Genomic DNA, 22857 nt, shown 5'->3' with positions numbered 1-22857 from the left:
TCCTACCCTGGCTCGATTGGCTCAGTAGCAAGAGCCGCAAATGTCACTTCGGTAACAATGGTTTACTCGAGTCACAGTTTGGCCACGGAAGCATCAAGGTTCGAAGCCTATGCGTTTCCTCTGCGTGTTCTGTGGGCTGCGGGTGCGACACTTCCCGATTTCGGCGATACTGCAGCCGCTCTCAGAGGGCGTCGGTGATCTCGTTCTTCAGCACCTCGGCCTGAGTGCCGAATACCGCCTGAACGCTGTTGCCCACTTCGATCACCCCGGCCGCGCCCAGACCGCGCAACCCATCCGGGTCGACCTTGCCCGGGTCGGCCACTTCCATCCGCAACCGGGTGATGCAGGCGTCGACATTGCGCAGGTTCTCCCGGCCACCGAAGGCCGCGATGAGTTGCTCGGCCCTGCTGTCGACGGCGACCTGGGCGGTCAAAACAGCACCGTCGGCAGCGACTGCCGTCGCCGGTGCCGCGCCCTCGCTGAGGTTGGCCCGCTCCTCGGCATCGAACTCCGCCTCCGGCTCACGTCCCGGCGTACGCATGTTCCATTTCGTGATGGCGAACCGGAACAGCAGGTAGTAGACCGCGAAGAAAACCAGGCCCATGACGACGAGCAAGGGGATGTTTTTGGCGGCCGGCGCGGTGCCGTACAGCAGCAGGTCGATGAGGCCCGCCGAGAACGAGAACCCCAGATGGATGTCCAGCAGGTACGCGATCGCCAGGGACAGTCCGGTCAGCACGGCGTGCACGACATAGAGCGGGAAGGCCACGAACATGAAGGCGAACTCCAGCGGCTCGGTCACCCCGGTGAGGAAAGCGGTCAGCGCGGCGGCCGACAGGATGCCGAACGCGACCTTGCGCTGCTTCTTGTTCGCGACGTGGATCATCGCCAGCGCCGCGCCGGGCAGACCGAACATCAGGATCGGATAGAAGCCGGACGTCAGGAGGCCCGCGCTGGGGTCGCCGGCAGCGAACCGAGTGAGCTCGCCGGTGACGACGTGGCCATCGCCGGTCGGGTAGCTGCCGTAGATGAACCACACGTAGGAGTTCAGGATGTGGTGCAGGCCAAGTGGTATCAGCATGCGGTTGGCGAACCCGTAGACGAAGGCGCCCAGGGCGCCCGCACCGCCGATGAAGCGGCCCAGCCCGGTGAGCCCGGCGTCGAAGATCGGGTAGAAGTAGCTCATTGCGAAGGCGACCACCAGGGACGCCAGCGACACCACGATCGGCACGAAGCGCCGGCCGCCGAAGAAGCCTAGATAGGCCGGTAGCTGGATGGTGTGGTAGCGGTCGAAGAGCCACGCGGTGATGAGCCCGATGATGATTCCGCCGAATACGCTGTAGTTGATCTGTGCCTGTTCGCCGGCTTTGTCGAGCTGCCCCGCGAGTACGAACGGCGACATGGTCTTGAACACCGCCTGCATCACCAGATATCCGACGACGGCCGACAGCGCAGTCGAGCCGTCGGCCTTGCGGGCGAAGCCGATCGCGACGCCGACGGCGAACAGCAGGGCCAGATTGTTGAACAACGCCCCGCCGGCGGCGCTCATCGCCTGGAAGAACGGCCCGATCACCGGTGCCTTGATCCGGCCCAGCAGGTCGTCTTGGCCCAGCCGCAGCAGGATGCCCGCGGCGGGCAGCACGGCGATCGGAAGCATCAGGCTCTTGCCGAGACGCTGCAGCTGCGCGAAGCCCGGAATCCTCAGTCTCGACTTTTGCTGTGCCCCTGAGTCTTTGGTGGACGCGCTCATCGCCGGTCGACCTCCCGTTGTCGCAGCACAGCCGAAGCTTAAACAAACCTTCGCACGAGAGACGCTGTTTCCGCCACGCCTGCAGGCGCCCACTCTCTATTCTCGATGCCACCAGCCGAAGGAGTCGATGTGAGCACAACGCCCGTCCACGCACCGGTGTCCGGACGCGCCGTCGCGCTGCGCGATGTGCCGGATCCCGTTTTCTCCCAGGGCATGGTGGGTTACGGCGCCGCGGTCGATCCCCCACATACGGTGGTCGACGCCGTGGCGCCGGTCGGCGGTCGGATCCTGAAGCTGATGCCGCACGCCTACATCATCACGACGAGCGAGAACGTCGGCGTTCTGGTCCATCTCGGCCTCGACACGGTGGCACTGAAGGGTGTTGGATTCAGCGCCCATGTCGCCGAAGGCGATACCGTGGCCGCCGGTCAAACGGTGATCACCTATGACGTGCCGGCAGTCGTAGCCGCCGGCTTGAATCCCATCGTTCCCGTCGTCGTCATGGACGAGCGCGAACCGGCCAACGTCGTGGTCGGCGACGCCGTCGTCAACGGCGCTGAAATCGTTTCTGGTTCAGCACTTTTCACGGCCAGCAAGTAAGCACATGGAAGTTGTCATCGGAGAGGACACGCAGCAGATCGGCATCATCGCCGCCGAGGCCATCGAGGCGCTGCTGCTTGGCAAGCCGACAGCGGTGCTGGGGCTGGCCACCGGCTCGTCACCACTGACGATCTATGACGAGTTGGCCGACCGCTACGAGGCGCGGCGCCTCTCCTTTCGTCACGCCCGCGGCTTCACCCTCGACGAGTACGTCGGGCTGCCCGCCAACCATCCCGAGCGCTACCGCAACGTCATCGACGCGGTGTTCGTCTCGCGTGTCGACTTCGCACCGGAGGCGGTGGCCGGTCCCGACGGCCTGGCCGACGACATTCCGGCGGCGTGCGCCGGCTACGAGCAGGCGATCGAGGCGTCGGGCGGTGTCGACCTGCAGATCCTGGGCATCGGCACCGACGGCCACATCGGTTTCAACGAGCCCGGCTCGTCGCTGGCGTCGCGAACCCGGATCAAAACGCTGACGCGCCAGACGCGTATCGACAACGCGCGGTTCTTCGGCGGCAACGTCGACCTCGTCCCCACGCATTGCCTGACGCAGGGATTGGGCACCATCATGGCGGCCCGCCACGTGATCCTGGTGGCGACCGGCCGCTCCAAGGCCGAAGCCGTGCACCAACTCGTCGAAGGACCGGTGAGCGCGATGTGGCCGGCCACCGTCCTGCAGCACCATCCCCACGTCACGGTGCTGCTCGACGGCGCCGCCGCCCGTCGGCTGCAGCTGGCCGACTACTACCGGGAGACCTACCTGTCCAAGCCGAAGTGGCAGGGCATCTGAGTGCTGCTCACCGCCGAAACCCTGCTGACGGGCCGAGAGTTGTTGCGGCCGGGCTGGATCGAGGTATCCGGTGCGACGGTGGCAGCCCTCGGAGCCGGGGACCCACCGCGACCCGCCGACCGGCACCTGGGCACGGTGGTACCCGGTTTCGTCGACACCCACGTGCACGGCGGCGGGGGTTCGGATTTCTCAGCGGCAACCAGGGCCGCCACGGTGGCAGCGGTGGATTGCCATCGCCGCCACGGCACCACGACGCTCATCGCGTCGCTGGTCTCTGCCGGGCCGGCCGACCTGCTGCACCAAGTCCAGGTGCTGGCCGGGCACGTGCGCGAGGGTTTGATCGGCGGGGTTCATCTGGAGGGACCGTGGCTGGCTGTCAAGCGTTGTGGGGCACACGATCCCGTGTTTCTGCGCGATCCGGACGCCGGTGAGGTCGACCGCGTGCTGAAGGCCGGCGGCGGAACTATCCGGATGGTCACCCTGGCACCGGAACGCACGGGCTCGATGGCCGCCATCGAACGGATAGTGGACGCCGGTGCGGTAGCAGCGGTCGGTCATACCGAGGCGACCTATGAGCAGACCCGGGCGGCGATCACAGCGGGCGCAACGGTGGGGACACACCTGTTCAACGCGATGCGACCGATCCACCACCGCGAGCCGGGCCCGGTGATCGCCCTGCTGGAAGACCCGCGGGTGACCGTCGAACTGATCGCCGACGGCGTGCACGTCAACGCAGCCCTGTACCGGCATGTGAGCCGGGCCGCCGGCTCCGACCGGTTGTCATTGATCACCGACGCGATGGCTGCCGCCGGGGCCGGTGATGGGCACTATCAGATCGGGCGGATGGACGTCGAGGTCGCCGGCGGCATGGCGACTCTGGCCGGCACGTCGACGATCGCCGGTAGTACCGCGACGATGGACCGGGTGTTCCGATTCGCCGTCGACCACAGCGGACTGCCCCGTGACGAGGGATTGTCAGTGGCCGTGCGGCAGTCGTCGCTGAATCCGGCTTGCGCCCTTGGCCTTCCCTGTCCGGTGCTGGTCGCCGGTGCGCGCGCCGACCTGGTCGCGCTCGATGACGACCTGGCAGTGACTGACGTTCTGCACGGCGGTGCGTGGGTTTCCCGCTGAGTCGGCGAACGTCTGTTCGAGAATTTGTCGGACGCTGGGTGCATGGTGTCGGTGAGCCTTCTGTCGAGGCACTGAAGACACAGCCGAAAGGGGCAGCGCCATGTGCTGGATCTGCGACCACCCGGGCAGCACCGTCGACGACTACCTCGACGAGGTGCGCGGAAAGATCTTGCGGAGGGGCTGGACAGTGCAATACGTCGAGTCCCCGCGGATGCCGTTTGCGTACACGATCGGGTTGAGCGACTACGACGTACCCGAGCTGCTGATCACCAACGTGTCGCCGCAACGTGCCCTTCGGGTGCTCAACGGGTCGGCCGAACACATTCTGCGCGGCGTGGAGCTCACCGCGGGCCAGCAGTTCACCCTGTGTGGCTGCCCCATGCTGGAGGTCGTCGAGGTCGACCATCCCGACGCGCACATGGGTTTCGCGGTCGCCTTGTACGGCCCCATTCGCGCACTGCAACTGGTCTGGGCTGACGGCCGCGGGCGCTGGCCGTGGGCGGCGGACTTCTGCGATAGTGAAAGCCGCCAGCCGGTGCTGGGGGTGCGCGCCAGAGCCGCCTGATCGAGCGGCCCCAATTCCTTTGATCACAAAGCCATTACGGCAGGTGTGCCAGGCCAGGCCAGGAGCGCCGGCGTTGTTACGTTGCTGGTCGTGATGATCTCCGTGCAACGTGCGGTTCGCTGGGCGCAGCGGGCCGCGGTCGTCACGACTGTCGTCCTGCTGGGTCCCGGTATGGCCGGCCTTACCGGCCAGACGGCGCCTGCCGCCGGTTACTCGCGCGCGGGCCTGCCCGTCGAGCAGCTGGACGTGCCGTCCCCGTCGATGGGGCGCAACATCCGCATCCAGTTCCAGGGCGGCGGCGCGCACGCCGTCTACCTGTTGGACGGACTGCGCGCCCAGGACGATGCCAACGGCTGGGACATCAACACTGCCGCCTTCGAGTGGTACTACCAATCAGGCCTGTCGATCGTGATGCCGGTCGGCGGTCAATCGAGCTTCTACAGCGACTGGTACCGGCCCGCGGCAGGGTCCAACGGGACCGTGACCTACAAGTGGGAAACGTTCCTCACCCAGGAGCTGCCGGCCTGGCTGGCCACCAACAAAGCGATCACTCCGATCAACAACGCGATCGTCGGCTTGTCGATGTCGGGCAGTGCCGCCTTGACCTTGGCGATCTGGCATCCCGACCAATTCATCTTCGCCGCTTCGCTGTCCGGGTTCCTCAACCCGTCACTGGGCCTGTGGCCGACACTGATCGGCGTCGCCATGAAGGACGGCGGAGGGTATCGCTCCACCGACATGTGGGGTCCGGCCAGTGATCCGGCCTGGCAGCGCAACGACCCGATGGTCAACATCGCGCGGCTGGTGGCTAACGGCACCGCGGTGTGGATCTATTGCGGGACCGGTGCCCCGTCCGATCTTGACGACGGCGACGACGTCAACGCCGGCGGCCTGTTCTCCGCGGGTTACCTGGAGAACATCACGCTGGACACCAACAAAGAGTTCCAGCGCAAATATCTGGCTGCGGGCGGGCACAACGCCGTGTTCAATTTCCCGCCCAGCGGAACCCACAGCTGGGGTTACTGGGGTGCACAGCTGCAGGCCATGAAGGGCGATCTGCAGCGGGTACTCGGCGCAACCCCGAGCGCGTGATCGGAGGACCCAGTGGCCGCGCACCCCATCGTGTTGGTAGACGCCGAGACCGCGACTGCGCTGGCCCAGATACTTCCGGTACTTCTCCTCACTCTCGCGGTGGAGCTGCGGCGTACCCGACTGCACCGCGGCCAGTCACGCTGGCGTATGGGCGCATTCCTGGCGGCGTTCGGGGTGGTCGAAACCACGCTGGTTCTCTCGATCGATGGCGCCTTCTATCCGTTCCAATGGTTCGACATCATCTCCACCGTGATGATCATGGGGCTGATGCTGCTGATCTTCCAGCTGTCACTGGCTGAGCCGCCGAAAGACCATGACGACAACGACACTGAGGGGTAGTTGTCGTTGGCCCCGGCGTGTGACCGAGAATTGTTCCTAGCCAACATCATTGGCCGCGCTGACCAACAGCCCTGCACAGTGTGGAGCTAGCCGCCTTCCTCATGTTTGGGGATCTTTTGGGAGGAAGCGCTCTGGGTGGTGGTAGGTGTTGACGCCGCCGCTCAGGAATGGCAGGTGTGGGGGTGGGATCCATTCGGTGTCGCCGCTGGGGAGCTTGCGCGTGGTCCAGCCGCCGGTTTCGACGAGTTGGTTGTCGGAGGGGCAGGCAAAGCCGAGGTCGTCGATGTTGGTGGCGCCGCCGTCGGACCAGTCTTTGGCGGCGTGGTGGACTTGGGCGTTGTAGCCGGGCACCGTGCAGCCCGGTGCCGTGCAGCCGCGGTCTTTGGCGTGCAGCACAATTCGCTGATCCGCCGATGCGATGCGTTTGCTGCGGCCCAGCCACAGGGCTTGACCGGTGACCCCGTCGAACAGGGCCAGGTAGTGGTAGCTGTGGCGGGCCATCCGGATGACATCGGTAATGGGCAGCATGCTGCCGCCGCCGGTGATGCCGTGGCCGGTCTTGTTCTGCAGTTCCTGCACTGTGGTGGAGACGATGACGGTGACCGGGAGTCCGTTGTGCTGGCCCAGTTTTGGATTCCCCAGCGTGCTGCGCAGGACGGCCGTCAACGCATCGTGGTGGCGCTGCCCCATGGTGCGGGTGTCGCCCTCGATCTGGGCCGGAACGGGTTCACCGTCGATGACCGCGGTCTGATCGGCGGGGTTGCACATCCCGGGCTTGGCGAATTTGGCCAACACCACCTCCAGATAACTCCGGAGTTCGGGGGTCACAGACAGTCGCGCTTCACTCATCCCGTCAGGTCGTTGTCGACTCAACACGAAACTGCGTTTGCGGGCGCGATCCTCGTCGGAGAACTCGCCATCGGGGTTGATCTCCAACGCCAGTCGATCCGCCAACCGCGCGAGCTGATCGGGCCGCAACAGCACGGCGTGTTCGGCTAGAAACTCTTCGCTCTTCTCGCGCACCGGGCCGGGCACATCCCACGGCAGATCACCCAAGAAACGTTGGATGACGCGGACATGCTCGCGATCCAGCCCACCTGCACGCCACGCGGCCGCCGTACCGGGCTGGTGTGGAGCCATCGGTTCCCCGGTCAACGTCACCCGCGGGGCCAGCGGTTCGGTAACCCGGGCCCGGCGCTTGGCCTCAGCCGGGGTGATCCGCAGCCAGTCGGCAAGCACCTTGTGTGCCGCTCCGCCGAGTTCGCTGACGTCGCGCTGATGCAACTCGTGGCTCAGGTCGTGGCGGATCACGTCGTCGTGGCGGGCGTCCTTCTCACACCGGGCGGCGATCTCCAACAACTCGGCCACCGTCAAACCGCTCAAATCCAGCTTGGCCAAGGTGGTCCGGGCGGCGTCGATCGCGTCCAACGCCTCACCCACGGCGATCGAAAGCATGTTCGAATCATATGCCGCCCCACCGACACAACGAGACCTCGAAACCCAACCTGGGGATCAACCCGAAACTGGGGATAGATTGGTCCCCTTCGGAATTCACGCCTAGTCCCCGAAGCTGATGACCTCGCCGCGGTTGATCGAAACCCAGTCGCGCGCTTCCAGATACGGACGGAACGTCTCGGTGATCAGCTGCCCGTCGGCGGCCGTTTTGGGCCGCTGGAGTTCGTAGAGGTGCGGGAACTCCGTCCACGCGACGACGGCGTCCCATAGCCGCACCGCCGCCTCCCCGGTCGGAGGGTCGATGAGCACCGGCCCGAATAAGCATTGCCCGTCGGGAAAGAACAGCGTCGGCACGCCGTAGCCGTCAGCGGTCACCACCCGGCGGTGATCGGCCAGCACCTCGTCACTGGTGGTGGGGTCGGCGATCGCCTCATCGACCAGAGCAGGATCAAACCCCAGCTCCTGCAACAAATGCCGGGCCACCGCCGGCTCGTGGGGTTTGTGCCCGTCCACGTGCAAGGCGTGGCCGGCTCGCTGATACCAGGCCTCGACGTCGGCCATCGACCGACGGCGCAGCAGGGCCCCGATCCGCATCATCGACCAGCCATAGGACCATTCCCGTTCCCACGGGTGCTTTTTGCCTTCGTGGCGGTTGATCTCCTCGAGGCTGAAGAACCGCCAGTTCACCACCAACCCGGTCCGATCCCGCACATCACACATCCAGCGCGACGTCTGATACGCGTACGGGCACATGACATCGAAATGGAAATCGACAAACGCCGGCTGCCCGCTCACATCGTGAACCTCAGATTGCGGGCCGCGCGCTCACCGAGCTCCGCATCCCCGGTCCAGCTGACCGCACCCGAATCGATCTGGGCCTGCGGGTCGATGCGCCCGCTGGCCAGCATGATGAACGTGGTGGAATCCGTCGTCAGGACGGCATCCGGATTATCCAGGTGCGCAACCTGTTTGGCGCGGCCGTCGACTGCGACGTCGATCTCGCGGACCACCGGCCCGGTCAACCGGAAAGCGATGCTGCTGCCATCGGGAACACCCACCTTCTTCCCGGCGATGAAGCCGATGGAACCCTCCACCTCAGCCAGTGCCAGCTCCGCAGCCAGCCCGCCGTCATCGGTGCTGCGGCCCAGCGGAATCGCTATGTCACGCACATGCACCCAGAAATCGAAGACGCGGATCTCCAAAAACCGCCCATACGTGCCCGGGCCCACCGGCATCCACGACGGCCGGGCCAGGTCGGCTGGTGTCAGCGCACTCAGATCGCGCCGCCGCTCGTCGAAGACGGCGCGCACTTTCTCGGTCAGAACAGCCGGATCGTCGGTGCCAGCCAAGAACTCCGCCGCCCGCCCGAACGGCGGCGGGGTGCTGACATCCTCTGGCAGCCACCCGGCCATGACTGCTTCGATACTGACGACATGCTGCACCACCTCGCCCATGTCCCAATCCGGGCACAACGACCGCGTCTTCCACTCGGCGGCGCTCAGGTCCGCGCACAGGCCTTCAATCGCCGCGTAACAGTCCTCGAGCGCGGCTCGGATCTCGTCCAGACTCCTCATGCTGCCGATCAAACTACGCCGGGCTCACGGCCGGGCCTGATCGGGCCGATCCCGCCGAACTCAGCCCGCAGCGTTGGGCAACAGCGGCGGACAATTGCCCGCGGCATCGGTGGCCAGCTCGAAATGCCACAGTTCGTTGGCATAGATCCGGCACAGCCCGAACCGCGCGCCGTTGGCGATCAGCCACTGGTCAGCACCCACGCCGCCGACGTCGACCGCCTGGCCGATGACGTGCTTGGACGCCTCCGGCGTCTGCACGTACTGCCGGGCCGCGGCCAGGCTGCCGTATTGGGCCACCGCGCTGTCGAGCAGACGCTGCTGGAATTCCGGCGAGCGCCATCCGGAGGTGATGGTCAGGGTGATGCCGTCGGCCTTTGCCGCATTGGCCGCCTGCTGGATCGCGTCGAGCAGCTGCGGATCGAGGCGGCCCACAGCGGGGTTCTGCACATCGAACGGGGTCAGGGTCTGGCCGTCGGCCAGCGATCCGTCGCCGGGCGCGACCGCGGGCGGTTCGACGCTGACAGTGTTGTCGGCCAACAAGATTCGCGGAGCCTCGGCGGGTACTCCCGCGGCACCGAGTACCAGTGCCGCGCTCGTGGCCAGGCCCAGCATTCCGGCCGTGGCGAGTGTGGGGTCCATCCGCATGATCTCCCCATCATCCCAGACCGAATTCGGTGCACGCGCCGCCGCCGTAGGACAGACTTGCGCGGTGCGCACCCGACTCTGGACCCTCGTGCCCGCCACGGTCCTGATTGCCGTCACCGCCTGCGCACCAACATCCAGCCCCACGGCGAGCACGTCTACCGCTCACTCCCCCGCGGCATCGGTGCCCGCGACCCCCATGGATTCGACGACAGAGCCGGCCGCAGACCCCGCGGGTGCGCAACCCCGGCTGGCATCCGATCCGGTTCAGCTGGCCGACGATCTGGTCGCCGACGAACTGGCCATTCGTGATCCGGCGACACCCGAAGACGCGCTGGTGGCCGCCGCACGCCGCCAGCAGGTCGCCTACCGCGCCATCGGCCGTCACCCTGAATGGGACGCCGTTATCCGGCCGCGGATCCCGGCGACACTGACCGAGGCCTACGACCGGAATGTCGACGCCCGGCGGCAGCTCGCGGCCATGGCGCACGTGCGGGACACGTTGCCGGCGTGGCGCATCGTGCCGCCCGCCCCGGCCGATGAACTGCTCGGCTACTACCACGAGGCCGAGGCCGCGACCGGTGTCGGCTGGAACTACCTGGCCGCGATCAACTTGGTCGAAACCCGCTTGGGCAGCATCGTCGGCTTGAGTACCGCAGGGGCGGACGGCCCCATGCAGTTCCTGCCGTCCACGTTCGCCGGCTACGGCGACGGCGGCGACATCCGCTCACCGCACGACAGCATCATGGCCGCCGGCCGGTACCTGGCCGCCAACGGTTTCAGCGCCGATCCCGACCACGCGATCTACCGGTACAACCACGCCGACCAGTACGTGGCGGCAGTCAAGGACTATGCGGCCGTGCTGGCCGATCCCGCGTCGTTCGCCGGCTACTACCGCTGGGACGTGTACGCCGTGACCACCGACGGCGACATCGTCCTGCCGATCGGCTACGACGCCGATGCGCCGATCCCGGTCGGTGAGTACCTGGCGACCCACCCGCAGTGAGTCGCTGAGAGCGCTCCCAGAATTCGGGGGTAGAGACGACAGCAGGGACCTCATGACCACGAGAGGACACCGGCGTGAAAACGATCGGCCTCGAGGAGCACTTCCTCACGACGGACCTCCTCGAACATTTACCGCAGCAAGCGACGATGCCGCGGGACCTGCAGCGGCGCCTCATCGAACTCGACGATCACCGCCTCACCGCGATGGACGCAACCGGCCTCGACGTGCAGGTGCTGTCGGTGTCCACGCCGGGCGTGCAGGATCTGCAGCCCGATGCGGCAACCCATCTGCAGGGCGCCACGAACGACCGGATCGCCGACGTGGTGCGGGAGCACCCCGATCGGTTCCAGGGCTTCGCCACATTGGCCACCTCGGCACCGACGCGGGCAGCCCGTGAGCTGGAACGTGCGATCACCGAACTCGGTCTCAACGGCGCGATGGTGTTTCCGCGGACCCGCGATCACAGCCTGGACGAGTCGCGCTTCTGGCCGATCTTCGAGGCAGCCTCGGCGTTGAACGCACCGCTGTACCTGCACCCGCAAGAACCCGAGTCAGCCGTGCGCGCGGCCTATTACAGCGGATTCGGCGATGCCGTTGACTCGGCCTTCGCGCGATTCGGTGTCGGCTGGCACTACGACACCGGGGTTCAGATGTTGCGGCTGATCCTGGCCGGCGTCTTCGACCGCTTTCCCGATCTTCAAGTGATCCTCGGCCATTGGGGCGAGATGGTGCTGTTCTATCTGGACCGCATCGACAATCTCTCGGCGGCGGCCAAGCTGGACCGGCCTGTGTCGGACTACTTCCGCACCAATGTGCACGTCACACCCGGCGGAGTGTTCAGCGCGCGCTATCTGCGCTGGGCTCTGGAGGTGGTCGGCGTCGAACGGGTCATGTTCGCGACCGATTACCCCTATCGGTACGACGCCGACGCCGGTGCCCGTCGCTTCCTTCAGGAGGCCGACCTCAGTGACGACGACAAGATCAGCATCGCGTCGGGCAACTGGGACCGGCTGTGCGCGAAAATCCGGCGCTGACCAACCAGTAGCCTGACGGGCATAGCCATGCCCACGAGCCCGAGCGATCTGTCAGCCCTGCGCGCACTGCGCGACGACCCTGACGAGGTGTTCGCCTCGTTCGCGGCATGGGCTCAGTCCCGCGGCACCGTGCTCTACCCGGCGCAAGAGGAAGCACTGATCGAACTGATCAGCGGCGCGAATGTGGTGCTGGCGACGCCGACCGGCTCAGGCAAGTCGCTGGTGGCCACCGGTGCGATTTATGCGGGGTTGGCGGTAGGGAACCGCAGCTACTACACCGCCCCGATCAAGGCTCTCGTCAGCGAGAAGTTCTTTGCGCTCTGCGAGATTTTCGGCGCGGCCAATGTGGGCATGCTGACCGGCGACGCCGCTGTCAACGCCGGCGCTCCGCTCATCGCCTGCACCGCGGAGATCCTGGCCAACATCGCGCTGCGCGAGGGCGCCGACGCGGACATCGGCTTGGTGGTGATGGACGAGTTCCACTACTACGGGGACCCCGACCGCGGCTGGGCCTGGCAAGTGCCGCTACTCGAGCTGCCGCACGCCCAGTTCCTCCTGATGTCGGCCACGCTCGGCGACGTCACATTCCTCCGCGAGGACCTGACGCGACGCACCGGCCGGCCGACGGCGCTGGTCGCCAACGCCGAACGGCCGGTGCCGCTGTATTACAGCTACGCGACCACGCCGATACACGAGACGATCGGCGACCTGCTCGACACCAAGCAGGCCCCGATCTATGTCGTCCACTTCACCCAAGCATCGGCGCTGGAACGGGCGCAAGCTCTGATGAGCGTCAACGTGAGCACCAAGGAAGAGAAGGCCGCGATCGCCGACTTGATCGGTGGCTTCCGCTTCTCCACAACGTTTGGTTCGACGTTGTCGCGGCTGGTCCGGCATGGGATCGGCGTCCACCACGCAGGCATGCTGCCCAAGTATCGGCGGCTGGTGGAGCAGCTGGCGCAAGCCGGCCTGCTGAAAGTCATCTGCGGCACCGACACCCTGGGCGTCGGGATCAACGTGCCGATCCGCACCGTCGTCTTCTCGGCGTTGTCGAAGTACGACGGCACCCGCACCCGGCTGCTCAACGCGCGCGAGTTTCACCAAATCGCCGGCCGGGCCGGGCGGGCGGGCTACGACACCGCCGGAACCGTCGTCGTGCAGGCACCCGACCACGAGGTGGAGAACCTCAAACAGTTCGCCAAGGCCGCCGACGACAAGAAGAAGCTCCGAAAACTGGTGCGCCGCAAGGCGCCCGAGGGCACGGTGCCGTGGAGCGAGTCGACACTGGATAGGTTGGTCCTGGCTTCGCCTGAGCCCCTGACGAGCAACATGCGGGTGTCGACCGCGATGATCCTCGACGTCGTCGACCGTCCCGGCGACCCGTTTCTCGCGATGCGACGGCTGCTCACCGACAACCACGAGCCACGTAAGCGTCAACTTCAGCACATCCGCGAGGCGGTCGGCATCGCCCGCTCGCTGCTGCAGGCCGGCGTATTGGAGCGCCTCGACCAGCCCGAGCCGGACGGGCGCCGCTACCGCTTGACCGTCGACTTGCCGGCCGACTTCGCTCTCAACCAACCGTTGTCGACGTTCGCCCTCGCCGCGCTCGACGTGCTGGACACGACGTCGGAAACCTATGCGCTGGATGTCGTTTCGGTGATCGAGGCGACCCTCGAGGACCCCCGCGCAATCCTGGCGGCGCAGCTTAACAAGGCCAGGGGGGAGGCCGTAGCGGCAATGAAGGCCGACGGCATCGAGTACGACGAACGCATCGAGCTCCTCGATGACGTGACCTACCCCAAGCCGCTCGACGAACTGCTGCAGCACGCCTACGCCGTATACCTGCAGAGCAATCCCTGGGCCGCCGACGCGCACCTGTCTCCGAAGGCCGTCGTGCGTGAGATGTGGGAGCGCGCGTTCACCTTTCGGGAGTTCGTCAGCGTCTATGGGCTGACCCGCTCCGAAGGAGCGGTCCTCCGCTACTTGTCCGACGCCTTCAAGGCGTTGCGGTCCGGCGTGCCGGCTGCCGCACGGACCGACGAGTTCACCGACGTCGTCGAGTGGCTAGGAGAGCTTGTCCGCCAGGTTGATTCGAGTCTGCTCGACGAATGGGAGCAGCTCACCAACCCGGACCAGCCACATGACGTCACCGTCTCGGTGCCAAACCGCCCGTTGACCGGCAACGAGCGGGCGTTCACCTCGATGGTCCGCAATGCGCTGTTCCGCAGGGTGGAGTTGTTCGCCCGGCGCCGCTGGCATGATCTTGGCGTACTGGACGGCGGCTCCGGGTGGACTGGCGAGCGGTGGGCGGCGGTTATCGACGCCTACTTTGACGAGCACGACGACGTAGGCACCGGCGCCGACGCCCGTGGCCCGGCATGTCTGATCATCGACCGGCAGCCGGGAGTCTGGCGAGTACGGCAGATCCTCGACGACCCGGCCGGCGACCACGACTGGGGGTTCGACGTCGAGGTGGACCTGGAGGCTTCTGATGAGGAAGGCGCGGCGGTTATCCGGTTGATCGACGCTGGACGAATGGACTGAGCACGGGGAGCAGCCAACGCAGAATCGCCACCGATGACGCCGCGGCTTCGTCGACGAAGGCGAGGAAGTCGAACCGCGAATCGCGCCCGGCCAGATCCGACAGCGCCCGGATGACCAACCAGGGCACCCCGAACGCGTCGGCGACCTGCGCCACAGCGCCGCCCTCCATCTCCACGGCAAGGCCGCCGAATTCGCGCTGCAGCCGCTGCCGGGTCACCTCGCAGTGCAGATACTGATCGCCGGACAGCACCGTGCCAAATCGGATAGCCGCCGTGGGCAGCGTGAACTCCGCGAGGCGGTCGACGACTAGCGCCAACAGAGCGTCGTCGACCCGGTAGCCGAATACCTCGGTGGGATTGATGAACGGGACGTGGCCCGGCTGATAAGTCTGCAACCGGTCGTCTTCGATCAGTCCTGCATCGTGCTGGATGACCCGATCGGCGATCACCACGTCACCCACCGCCAGGTGCGGGTCGAGGCCACCTGCCACACCCGAGAAAACAATTGCACCGCAACCGAATCGATCGGCCAACACGGTTGCGACGAGGGCGCTGTTCACCTTCCCCATGCCCGAACCCGCCAGCACGACGTCGAAGCCATCCAACGTCCCGCTGACGAATTCGGTGTGAGCCGCACGCACCGCGACGGCGTCGACGAGCAGCGTGCGTAGGTGGGCCAGTTCCTGAGGAATAGCGCAGATCAATCCGATAGCCACACGGCAGTGTGGCATGCGGGACTACGTCTCGTCGGCGACCTGATGCCGGTCCACCCGCCCCGGCGCGTTGGGATCGTCATCCTGGTGATCCAACTCCTGCTGAAGGATGCGCTGTTCCTCGGTCGCCTTTCTGGCGTCCGCCGGGGTGGGTGGTGGCTCGTTACTCAGTTCCACGCTTTAGTGCTTGAAAGCGTCCTTGACCTTCTCGCCGGCGTCCTTGAGGCTCGCCTTGGCCTGGTCGATCTTGCCTTCGTTCTCGGTGCTCTTGTCATCCGTCGCCTTGCCGAGGCCCTCCTTGGCCTTTCCGGCGACGTCATCGACCTTATTGCTGATCTTGTCTGAAATACCCATGGGTGGCGGGTACCTCGGGAGTGCGGAGCCGAAACCCCACCCCCTGTCACCAGGTCGTTAGGCTCCCCGGACTGTCCACACGACGCGGTAGGAGCCCGTCGCAGGCACCCACCCGAATTCGCGGGAGTCGACGACGCCCGGCGCGGCGGGATTGTCCGAGCACGCCTCGAAAGTCGCGCTGCGCCCGTGCCCGCGCACCTGACCGACGCGTTTGACCAGCCAGCGGGAGGACAACCGAGGATCGGGAAAGACCCGGATCTGGCCTCGACGCGGAGTGCCGCCGCGCACCGACAACACGCCGTCACCAGGGCGAAATGTCGGGCGCATGGAGTCCTCAACCACCAGAAACCGGCGCAACGGCCATTGGCAGAGCCCATGGTTCCCGCGCATGGTGAAAGGGTAAGTTATGGCCATGCTGCAAAGACTTTTCGCCAACGCCACCCCTGCCCATGCCCATTGCGACCTGTACTGCGGCGTCTACGACCCCGCCCAGGCCAAGATCGAGGCGCTGTCCTGCCTCAAGACCCTGAAGAAGTACAACGACTCGGACGATGACCACTTCCGGACGCGCGCCATCATCATCAAGGAGCAGCGCGCCGAAGAGGTCAAGCATCACCTGATGGTGCTGTGGGCCGACTTCTTCGGCCCGGCTCACTTCAAGGAATTCCCAGAACTGCACCAGCTGTTCTGGGACGGCATCCACGGTGCCGGCGAGGTCAAGAAGTCGACTGACGTCGCCGAGGCTGAGAAGCTGCTCGCGACCATCGACAAGATCTCCGAGATCTTCTGGAAGACCGAGAAGGCCAAGGACATGGGCGTTTACCCACCCGCCTGACAACTTTTTTCCACGTTCCGCGCGGTCCCACGGGCCGCGCGGTACGTGCGTTTTGGGGGCTACTTCCAGGCGAACAGCGGCTGCTCGAGTTCGTCGACCGGGTCGTGGCGGCCTTCTAGGCACAGCCACCGCAGTTGCAGCAGCACGGCACCCGTTGGCGCGTGGATGAGGTCGTTGCCCAGCGGCATCTGGACCACCGGCCGGGGGCTTTCTGGGATGGTGATGAATCGCGGTGAGTCCGGCCGCTGCAGCTGATGCAGTCCCACCCGGTAGACCGCGACGACTTCGTCGGGCGCCGGGCGTGGGTCCAGGCGTCCGCCACCCCAGATCACCACCGGCGTGATGACGTAGCCCGAGCGAGTCGGATAGTCGTCGAGCAGACCCAGCACCGACGAGTCGGGCAGCCGGACCCCGATCTCTTCGTCGAGTTCGCGCAGCGCCGCATCGACGACGGTCTCCCCTGGATCCAGCCGGCCACCCGGCAGTGCCCACTGCGCAGGATGAGAACTCAGGCGGGACGCTCTGCGGCACAACAAAAACGCCGCGCCACCAGAGACGCCCACCATGCGTCCGTCGAGGCCTGGCTCCATGGGCCGGCCCGCGATCCAGTCATCGACGGGTGCGGGATCCACCCGGTCCTCGCCGGCTTGGGAATCCACCAGGACGATGGCGACGGCAGCGTGCCGCTTGGTGGGATCGGTCACCTCACGGCGGCTGTGGCCGGCCAGGTGGTCACGGATCTGCTCCCGCAACGCGTCGTCATAGGTGATCGTCACCGTTCGACCATAAGCACTACGCGCACACGAACGCCGCGGGGTGCCACCATCCAGGCGATCGGACGGCACCCCGCGGCGTCACGCGCAAATCAGAACGTCGGAACGAAGACGTTGTTCACCCACACGCCCCAGTGATTCCAGCCCGCGTCCCACACCTGTGGGTTGCCGTTGGACCAGGCTGGCTGAACGGGCTTTGGCGGCGCCCACGCGGGCGCGCTCGCGGGCTGCGGCGCGGCCGGCGGCAATGCCGGCTGGGCGGGTCCGGGCGGAGTCCATCCCGGGTCAGCACTCGCAGTTGCGGCGCCCAAACCCAGTGCGCTGGCTGCCAACCCACCAGCGATAGCGGCTCCAGCAGCAATATGAGTCAACCTCATGGCTTCGTGCTCCAATCGTGCGTCGATCGTGCTTTGGTAACTATGTGCCTGGTACTGCTATAGCTATCCAGATCCGCGATCGATAAACATCCGGCGCCTTGAGCTGGGCCGACTTTCGACTCAGTCCGAGCCCATCACCGTCGAGATCATCTCCGCCATCATCCGGGCTGCGTCGTTGCGGTTCATCGATGCCAGCAGCTGTGCGACGCCCCGCATCTGCTCACCGACGAGCACCGTGGGCCCATTGGTCAGATTGGCGAAGGCTTCATCGATCACGTCGCTGACCGGTACCGCGTCGGCCGGCGATTCGTCTTCGGAAGCGAGAGTGCCGCGTTGGTGTTCGAGCTTGCGCAGCGCGGGGGTGTCGGTCTTGCCGAGGAGCAACCCGATCACGTCGACGCCCTTGCCGTGCAGTTCACTCCACAGGGCTTCGGCGAACACCATGTCGAAGGCCTTGGTCGCGCCGTAGGCGACCATGTTGGGACCGCCGATAAAGCCTGCGCCGGAACCGAACACCACGATCCCGCCCCTTCCCCGCTCGACCATCGGCGGGGCGAAGTGATGGCACAACTGCATGGGCACCACACAATTGCGTTGCACCATCGCCTCGGCGGACTCGATGGAGTTGGACAGGAACGGTTTGAAGTCCGGGTCGGCGCCGGCGCAGTACACCAGGAACCCGACTTCGAGGTCCGCGGTTTCCTCGGCAACCGCGAGCGCCGCCCCGGGCCCTGCGAGATCCACGGCCAGCGTTCGGGTTTGGACGCCGTGGCGATCACGGATGCCCGTCGCCACCTCGTCGAGCACCGCGAGACGCCGGGCGAGAAGCACGACGTTGAGACCGCGTGCGGCCAGGGCGTCGGCGAAGGCCGCACCCACGCCGTCGGAGGCGCCGGCGATCAGCGCCCAGGGGCCATACTTGGTCGCGAACTCGGCACTCATCAGTACACCACCTGCACCGTGGTGAACGTGCGGCGCGCGATTCGCCACCCGACGTCGGTGCGCACGATTTCGTCGTCGTAGAATCCTCTGGCATTTACGCCAGAATTGTTGTCCGCAGCCATGATCCATGCATCGACGTAACAGCGGGTGACAGCCGTATCACCCTGAAGATCGATCACGATGTTACTGATCCGATGCATGAGATAGCCGGCGGCAGCATGCGCGACATCCATGAACTCGGTGACCGCGTCGACTCCGTCCCACAACCCGATCTGGCCGTAGTCGAGCTGGCAATCGGGGGTGAACACCGTCCGGAACAGATCCCAATCTCTGCGGTCTATGCCGGTGGCATACCGTATCAACAGATCCGAAATATCCTGGCGGTCTTGGTATTCGCTCATGCAGTCTCTCCGTTCGGGTGAACGATGATGCGCGGCGGCCCCTCGGATCGGCGGGCCATGTCGATAGCTTCGGGTACCTCGTCGAGGGTCACGATCCTACCCACGCTGGGCAGGGGGTCGAGGCGCTTGGCGGCGATCGCGTCCAGCGTGCCGTACCAGTCCTGGGGCATGGGCCCGCCGCCGAATTGGATGGTCACGCCCTGCCGTGTCGCGGCGGTGATGTCGAGGGTGTCGCCGGTATACCAGCCGCCGGCACAGTAGATGCGCGTGGCCATATCCGCGGATTCGACGAGCTTCTGAATCAGCCCCGCGGCGCCGACGCACTCGAAGACGACGCACGGCCCCCACAGATTGCGCTCTACGCGCAGTTGCCGCCACACGTCGAACGGGGAATGTTGCGCCGGGTCGACCACCACGTGCGCTCCGAATGCATCGCACGCAAGATCACGCCGGTCTTGTTGGTAGTCGGAGACGACGATCGGTTCGATCCCTCGAGCGGCCAGCGCGGCCACCGCAGACAGACCGATCGCGCCCGCCCCGATGACAATCGGGATCTCACCTGGCTGCACCGCCGCCGACCGGACGTAAAACTCGCCTACCGCGAAGGCGTCGACCACGGCGATCGCGTCACTGGACACATCCCCGGCCACCACCCTGGCGATCGCTTCGCCGACCACCACGAGCTCGGCGAAACTGCCCTGCGCCTCCGGGTGCTGGCCAATGATGCGCGCCCCGTCGGCTCCCCCGTTGACCAGCCGGATAGGAATCGAGGTGACGCGCGAGCCGACCGGGAACGCGTCACTGCATCCGGGCCCGTGGGCGATCACCTCGCCGACGAATTCGTGGCCGAGCACGATGTCGCGCTCCGGGTCGTACAGGGAGCGCCCGGTCGGGTCGTCCACGCTCAGCTGCGGGTGGTCCATGAAGTGCACGTCCGACGCGCAGATCGCGGTGCTCAAGGTACGTAGCAGTAGTTCGCCTTGGCCGGGCTGTGGGTCGGCTGTCTCGCGTACCTCGAGCCTGCCGTCTCGCAATACCGCTGCGCGCACGGTGCTTCACTTTCTCTAATTACCGAGATAGGATCTCGATCATTCAAAATGACAGTAGAAATACGCAGGGCTGGAGTCAAGGATGAAGGGGACGACGTCCGCCCCGACGGAACGCGTCCTGGACGTCATCGAGTTACTCGCCAGGCCCGGTAACGAGCAGCTGCGATTCTCGGACATCGTCCGAGAGCTCGACCTGACGCAGGCGACCGCGCACTCCATCCTCAAAACGCTCAGCGATCGCGGCTGGGTCACCCGCGATCCGGTGGGCAAGGCATTTCGCCTCGGGCCTGCGCTGGCCGTCGTCGCAGCACGCACCGACGCGGTGCGACCGTTGGCCCATGCCGCACACGCGGCGGCCGTGCAGGTGTCCGGCGAGCTCGGCTACGCGGCTTCGGTGGTCGAGCGCGTCGGCGATGCACTGGTGATCACCGCGTTCGAAGGTCGCGAGGGGGTCTCCCACACCCCGATGCCGGGCGAGCGGATCGCGTACGCGCCCCCGTTCGGAGTCGCCTTCGCCGCATGGGACAGCGCCTCGGAGCAGCGAGCGTGGATCGCGCGGTCCGGATCGTCGAATCCCGAACTCGCCGAACGGTTGGAGCGGGTGTTGGTGCGCACCCGCGAACGGGGTTTCGACATCGACTGGACCACACCCGCGCTGGGCCAGATGACCCAGTTGGTCGGCACATTGCGCGACGATGTCCCCGCGCACGTCCGAGAGATGCTGGATCAGCTGTTGGTCGAATGCGCCACTATCGGCCTACTGCCCGAAAACGACTCGGCGCCAAGGCCGCAACCCATCGCCTCGATCTGTGCACCGGTGTTCGACGACCGGGGCCAGGTGGCGCTGATCCTTGGGGTACACCCGTTCGTCGCCCTGCCGATGCACCGTATCAACGCGCTCGGCAAGCACCTCGTCGCAGCTGCGACTTATTTGGGCGCGAGCGGGCTGTAGAAGACCAGCCCGTTGCCCTTGCTGTCGTAGACCACGGCGCGACGCTCATGCGCATCGTCATACGGGCCCTTCACGATCCCGCCGCCGCTGGCTTCCACGGCTCTCGCCGCCGCGTCGACGTCAGCGGTCTTGATACCGACGACGACCTGGCCCGGGATCGGATGGTCGATCTCGGTGGCCAGTGCCAAGGTGACCGGACCTCCGTCGAGAGCGGCGAAATGGGTGCCGTCGCGGAATTTCAGCGCCATACCCAGGGTGTCGCCGTAGAACCGGATCGATTCATCCAGGTCGTCTGTCGACAGGATGATCATCTTGACTTCGTGGTCGCTCATTGCCGCCTTCTGTGTCTGAAGCGCTTTCCAGACTATGACACGGCGGTGTGGATCACCTTGCTGTCGGGTTAGCCAAGGAGGGCGGCCCGAACCAGCTGGTGAGCGCGTCTCTGAGGCCGTCCGCGGATCCGTGGCCCACCCACGCCACATATCCGTCGGGGCGAATCAAAACCGCATTGGGCGCGCTTACGGCGCCCATCACCGGAAGCTCCCAGTTGCCGTCGTAACGGGCCGCCACCAACGTGAGTCGATCCGCCCATCCTGCCGCGTCGGCGTGGTCCAGGTCACCAAAGGTGACCAGCACCGGCCGGGCGTCGTGCAGGAGGGTGAACATTCGCACCGGTCCGGTGCCGATAACCAGTTCGAGATCAGGCATGCGCCGTCCGAGCAGCGGATGCCCGTCGCCCAGGTCGTAATGGATGTCCAGGCCGGACATGCGCGCGGCGTACAGCTTGCGGGGTTGGTCCATGCTGAGTAGGTCGGAGACGTTGTCGTGCAATGCTTTTGTACGGTCGTCGGTGCGCAGCAATGCGATCTGTGCCATCGTGGTGTGCAGCACGCCGGCCGCCACCGGGTGGCGTTCAGTGTGGTAGGTGTCCAGAAGCGTCTCAGGCGCATACCCATTGACCACCTCGGCGAGCTTCCAGCCAAGGTTCACCGCGTCCTGCACACCGGTGTTGAGACCTTGGCCGCCGGCCGGATGGTGGACGTGAGCGGCGTCCCCGGCCAGCAGTACCCGCCGGTTGCGGTAAGCCGCCGCTTGGCGCGTCATATCGGTGAACCGAGAAATCGAAGTGGGACAATGTATTCCGAAGTCGGTACCGTAGACCGCTTTCAGCGCCTCGCTCAGGTCATCCAGGGTGGGTTCAGTCGACGGCCCGAGCTGGCGCTCAGTCACCATGACCCGCACCGGTTCGCCGTCATTCTGCCTGTCCAGGCCGTGGATGCCGATGGCGTCGCGGTGGATGCCCCACGGTGGTTCGTCGCGCAGCTCAACCTGGGCGAGCAGATAACTCGTGGTCGGATCCCAGCCGGGGAAGTCGATACCAGCCGCCTTGCGGACCCTACTGCGTCCGCCGTCGCAGCCGACCAGATACTGGGCGCGCAGCGCCCGGCCGTCGGAGAGTTCGACGTCCACACCGCCCTCGTCCTGGACAAGCCCGGTGACGTCCGTTGCGCGGTGGACCGGTACGGCGAGCTCCTCGACCCAGTCGGCCAGCAGCCGCTCGATATCGTTCTGCCACAAGGCAAGTCCGTAGGGGTGCGGGGTTGGAAAATCGCTGATGTCCAGCCGGATCTGAGCGAAGCCGGCGACCTGCATGGCCTGACCGGCCGCCAGGAACCGGTCGGCGATGCCCCGCTGATCGAGTACCTCGATGGTGCGGCAGTGCAGGCCACCGGCTCGCTGGCCGATCACCTGCCGGTCCTTCCGCCGCTCGACCACGGCGACATCCACCCCAGCCAGGGCCAGCTCGCCGGCGAGCATCATCCCCGTCGGTCCACCCCCGGCGATGACCACGGCACGATCCTGTCCACAATTACGCACTCGCATCCCCTTTATGCAGTGAGTTTTCGCTTAGGGCAGCGATTCTTCGGGATGACGGGGGT

Annotated in this window: 26 protein-coding genes; 11 read left to right on the top strand and 15 right to left on the bottom strand. The window is 66.1% G+C overall.

Features of this window, described 5'->3' with window-relative positions; all coding sequences use genetic code 11:
• Window positions 1-181: 181 nt before the first annotated feature.
• A complete protein-coding gene (locus CG716_RS24390) occupies window positions 182-1750 on the bottom strand; it encodes a PTS transporter subunit EIIC (RefSeq protein WP_094483704.1) in 1569 nt (522 codons plus the stop codon).
• A gap of 129 nt (window positions 1751-1879) precedes the next feature.
• Here CG716_RS24390 and CG716_RS24385 point away from each other — a divergent pair, with 129 nt between their 5' ends.
• The 6 genes from CG716_RS24385 to CG716_RS24360 all read left to right on the top strand — a co-directional run bounded on the left by CG716_RS24385 (window position 1880) and on the right by CG716_RS24360 (window position 6267).
• Entirely contained in the window at window positions 1880-2350 is a 471-nt protein-coding gene (locus CG716_RS24385) for a PTS sugar transporter subunit IIA (RefSeq protein ID WP_094483703.1), read from the top strand.
• Window positions 2351-2354: 4 nt separating this feature from the next.
• A complete protein-coding gene (gene nagB / locus CG716_RS24380) occupies window positions 2355-3140 on the top strand; it encodes a glucosamine-6-phosphate deaminase (protein WP_094483702.1) in 786 nt (261 codons plus the stop codon).
• Window positions 3141-4271, top strand: coding sequence for an N-acetylglucosamine-6-phosphate deacetylase (gene nagA / locus CG716_RS24375; protein ID WP_094483701.1), 1131 nt, complete (start codon window positions 3141-3143; stop codon window positions 4269-4271).
• 100 nt (window positions 4272-4371) lie between these two features.
• The gene (locus CG716_RS24370) at window positions 4372-4836 is read left to right on the top strand and encodes a DUF4262 domain-containing protein (RefSeq protein ID WP_094483700.1); all 465 of its coding nucleotides are present in this window, start codon (window positions 4372-4374) and stop codon (window positions 4834-4836) included.
• A gap of 93 nt (window positions 4837-4929) precedes the next feature.
• The gene (locus CG716_RS24365; RefSeq protein ID WP_094483738.1) at window positions 4930-5928 is read left to right on the top strand and encodes an esterase family protein; all 999 of its coding nucleotides are present in this window, start codon (window positions 4930-4932) and stop codon (window positions 5926-5928) included.
• 12 nt (window positions 5929-5940) lie between these two features.
• Window positions 5941-6267 carry a hypothetical protein gene (locus CG716_RS24360; protein ID WP_094483699.1) on the top strand — a complete coding sequence of 109 codons (327 nt, stop codon included), beginning with the start codon at window positions 5941-5943 and terminating at the stop codon, window positions 6265-6267.
• Between the two features lie 99 nt (window positions 6268-6366).
• Here the strand turns inward: CG716_RS24360 and CG716_RS24355 are convergent, their stop codons facing one another.
• The 4 genes from CG716_RS24355 to CG716_RS24340 all read right to left on the bottom strand — a co-directional run bounded on the left by CG716_RS24355 (window position 6367) and on the right by CG716_RS24340 (window position 9935).
• Window positions 6367-7722 (bottom strand): HNH endonuclease signature motif containing protein, encoded by a 1356-nt coding sequence (locus CG716_RS24355; protein ID WP_094483698.1) that lies wholly within the window; start codon window positions 7720-7722, stop codon window positions 6367-6369.
• Between the two features lie 102 nt (window positions 7723-7824).
• Entirely contained in the window at window positions 7825-8517 is a 693-nt protein-coding gene (locus CG716_RS24350) for a mycothiol-dependent nitroreductase Rv2466c family protein (RefSeq protein ID WP_094483697.1), read from the bottom strand.
• Window positions 8514-9296, bottom strand: coding sequence for a maleylpyruvate isomerase family mycothiol-dependent enzyme (locus CG716_RS24345; RefSeq protein WP_094483696.1), 783 nt, complete (start codon window positions 9294-9296; stop codon window positions 8514-8516). Before CG716_RS24345 ends, CG716_RS24350 begins: the two co-directional genes overlap by 4 nt.
• Before the next feature lie 60 nt (window positions 9297-9356).
• Window positions 9357-9935 carry a M15 family metallopeptidase gene (locus tag CG716_RS24340; protein WP_420093222.1) on the bottom strand — a complete coding sequence of 193 codons (579 nt, stop codon included), beginning with the start codon at window positions 9933-9935 and terminating at the stop codon, window positions 9357-9359.
• A gap of 70 nt (window positions 9936-10005) precedes the next feature.
• On the opposite strand from CG716_RS24340, the gene CG716_RS24335 reads away from it, so the two are divergent.
• The 3 genes from CG716_RS24335 to CG716_RS24325 all read left to right on the top strand — a co-directional run bounded on the left by CG716_RS24335 (window position 10006) and on the right by CG716_RS24325 (window position 14522).
• Complete coding sequence (locus tag CG716_RS24335) at window positions 10006-10944, top strand: lytic transglycosylase domain-containing protein (protein WP_094483694.1); 939 nt, start codon at window positions 10006-10008, stop codon at window positions 10942-10944.
• A 74-nt stretch (window positions 10945-11018) separates the two neighbouring features.
• The gene (locus CG716_RS24330) at window positions 11019-11978 is read left to right on the top strand and encodes an amidohydrolase family protein (protein WP_094483693.1); all 960 of its coding nucleotides are present in this window, start codon (window positions 11019-11021) and stop codon (window positions 11976-11978) included.
• Between the two features lie 27 nt (window positions 11979-12005).
• Window positions 12006-14522 carry a DEAD/DEAH box helicase gene (locus tag CG716_RS24325; RefSeq protein ID WP_094483692.1) on the top strand — a complete coding sequence of 839 codons (2517 nt, stop codon included), beginning with the start codon at window positions 12006-12008 and terminating at the stop codon, window positions 14520-14522.
• Here the strand turns inward: CG716_RS24325 and CG716_RS24320 are convergent.
• From CG716_RS24320 to CG716_RS24310, 4 genes are read right to left on the bottom strand one after another with little or no spacing between them, the layout of a single operon-like run.
• Complete coding sequence (locus CG716_RS24320; RefSeq protein WP_094483691.1) at window positions 14488-15237, bottom strand: 5'-methylthioadenosine/adenosylhomocysteine nucleosidase; 750 nt, start codon at window positions 15235-15237, stop codon at window positions 14488-14490. The genes CG716_RS24325 and CG716_RS24320 overlap by 35 nt on opposite strands.
• Window positions 15238-15258: 21 nt before the next feature.
• Window positions 15259-15411 (bottom strand): hypothetical protein, encoded by a 153-nt coding sequence (locus tag CG716_RS30340; RefSeq protein WP_165774286.1) that lies wholly within the window; start codon window positions 15409-15411, stop codon window positions 15259-15261.
• Window positions 15412-15414: 3 nt separating this feature from the next.
• Complete coding sequence (locus tag CG716_RS24315; RefSeq protein ID WP_094483690.1) at window positions 15415-15588, bottom strand: CsbD family protein; 174 nt, start codon at window positions 15586-15588, stop codon at window positions 15415-15417.
• A gap of 57 nt (window positions 15589-15645) precedes the next feature.
• Entirely contained in the window at window positions 15646-15978 is a 333-nt protein-coding gene (locus CG716_RS24310) for a S26 family signal peptidase (protein ID WP_420093221.1), read from the bottom strand.
• 22 nt (window positions 15979-16000) lie between these two features.
• On the opposite strand from CG716_RS24310, the gene sodN reads away from it, so the two are divergent.
• Window positions 16001-16423: a superoxide dismutase, Ni gene (gene sodN, locus CG716_RS24305; protein ID WP_005142095.1), complete on the top strand. Its 423-nt coding sequence runs from the start codon at window positions 16001-16003 to the stop codon at window positions 16421-16423.
• Between the two features lie 59 nt (window positions 16424-16482).
• On the opposite strand, the gene CG716_RS24300 is transcribed toward sodN, so the two are convergent.
• The 4 genes from CG716_RS24300 to CG716_RS24280 form a co-directional block, all read right to left on the bottom strand.
• Window positions 16483-17199, bottom strand: coding sequence for an NUDIX hydrolase (locus tag CG716_RS24300; protein ID WP_094483689.1), 717 nt, complete (start codon window positions 17197-17199; stop codon window positions 16483-16485).
• A 494-nt stretch (window positions 17200-17693) separates the two neighbouring features.
• Window positions 17694-18515, bottom strand: coding sequence for an SDR family NAD(P)-dependent oxidoreductase (locus CG716_RS24290; protein WP_094483687.1), 822 nt, complete (start codon window positions 18513-18515; stop codon window positions 17694-17696).
• The gene (locus CG716_RS24285; RefSeq protein ID WP_094483686.1) at window positions 18515-18916 is read right to left on the bottom strand and encodes a nuclear transport factor 2 family protein; all 402 of its coding nucleotides are present in this window, start codon (window positions 18914-18916) and stop codon (window positions 18515-18517) included. Before CG716_RS24285 ends, CG716_RS24290 begins: the two co-directional genes overlap by 1 nt.
• Window positions 18913-19965 carry a zinc-binding dehydrogenase gene (locus tag CG716_RS24280; RefSeq protein WP_094483685.1) on the bottom strand — a complete coding sequence of 351 codons (1053 nt, stop codon included), beginning with the start codon at window positions 19963-19965 and terminating at the stop codon, window positions 18913-18915. The genes CG716_RS24285 and CG716_RS24280 overlap by 4 nt, the downstream gene beginning before the upstream one ends.
• An 82-nt stretch (window positions 19966-20047) precedes the next feature.
• On the opposite strand from CG716_RS24280, the gene CG716_RS24275 reads away from it, so the two are divergent.
• Entirely contained in the window at window positions 20048-20917 is an 870-nt protein-coding gene (locus CG716_RS24275) for an IclR family transcriptional regulator (protein WP_094483684.1), read from the top strand.
• Here the strand turns inward: CG716_RS24275 and CG716_RS24270 are convergent.
• Window positions 20893-21249 carry a VOC family protein gene (locus tag CG716_RS24270; protein WP_094483683.1) on the bottom strand — a complete coding sequence of 119 codons (357 nt, stop codon included), beginning with the start codon at window positions 21247-21249 and terminating at the stop codon, window positions 20893-20895. The two genes, CG716_RS24275 and CG716_RS24270, sit on opposite strands and share 25 nt — an antisense overlap.
• A 52-nt stretch (window positions 21250-21301) precedes the next feature.
• Complete coding sequence (locus CG716_RS24265; RefSeq protein WP_094483682.1) at window positions 21302-22801, bottom strand: FAD-dependent monooxygenase; 1500 nt, start codon at window positions 22799-22801, stop codon at window positions 21302-21304.
• Window positions 22802-22857 lie beyond the last annotated feature (56 nt).

Source organism: Mycolicibacterium sphagni (assembly GCF_002250655.1).
Lineage (GTDB): Bacteria > Actinomycetota > Actinomycetes > Mycobacteriales > Mycobacteriaceae > Mycobacterium > Mycobacterium sphagni.
This window is presented reverse-complemented; position numbering and strand designations above follow the sequence as displayed.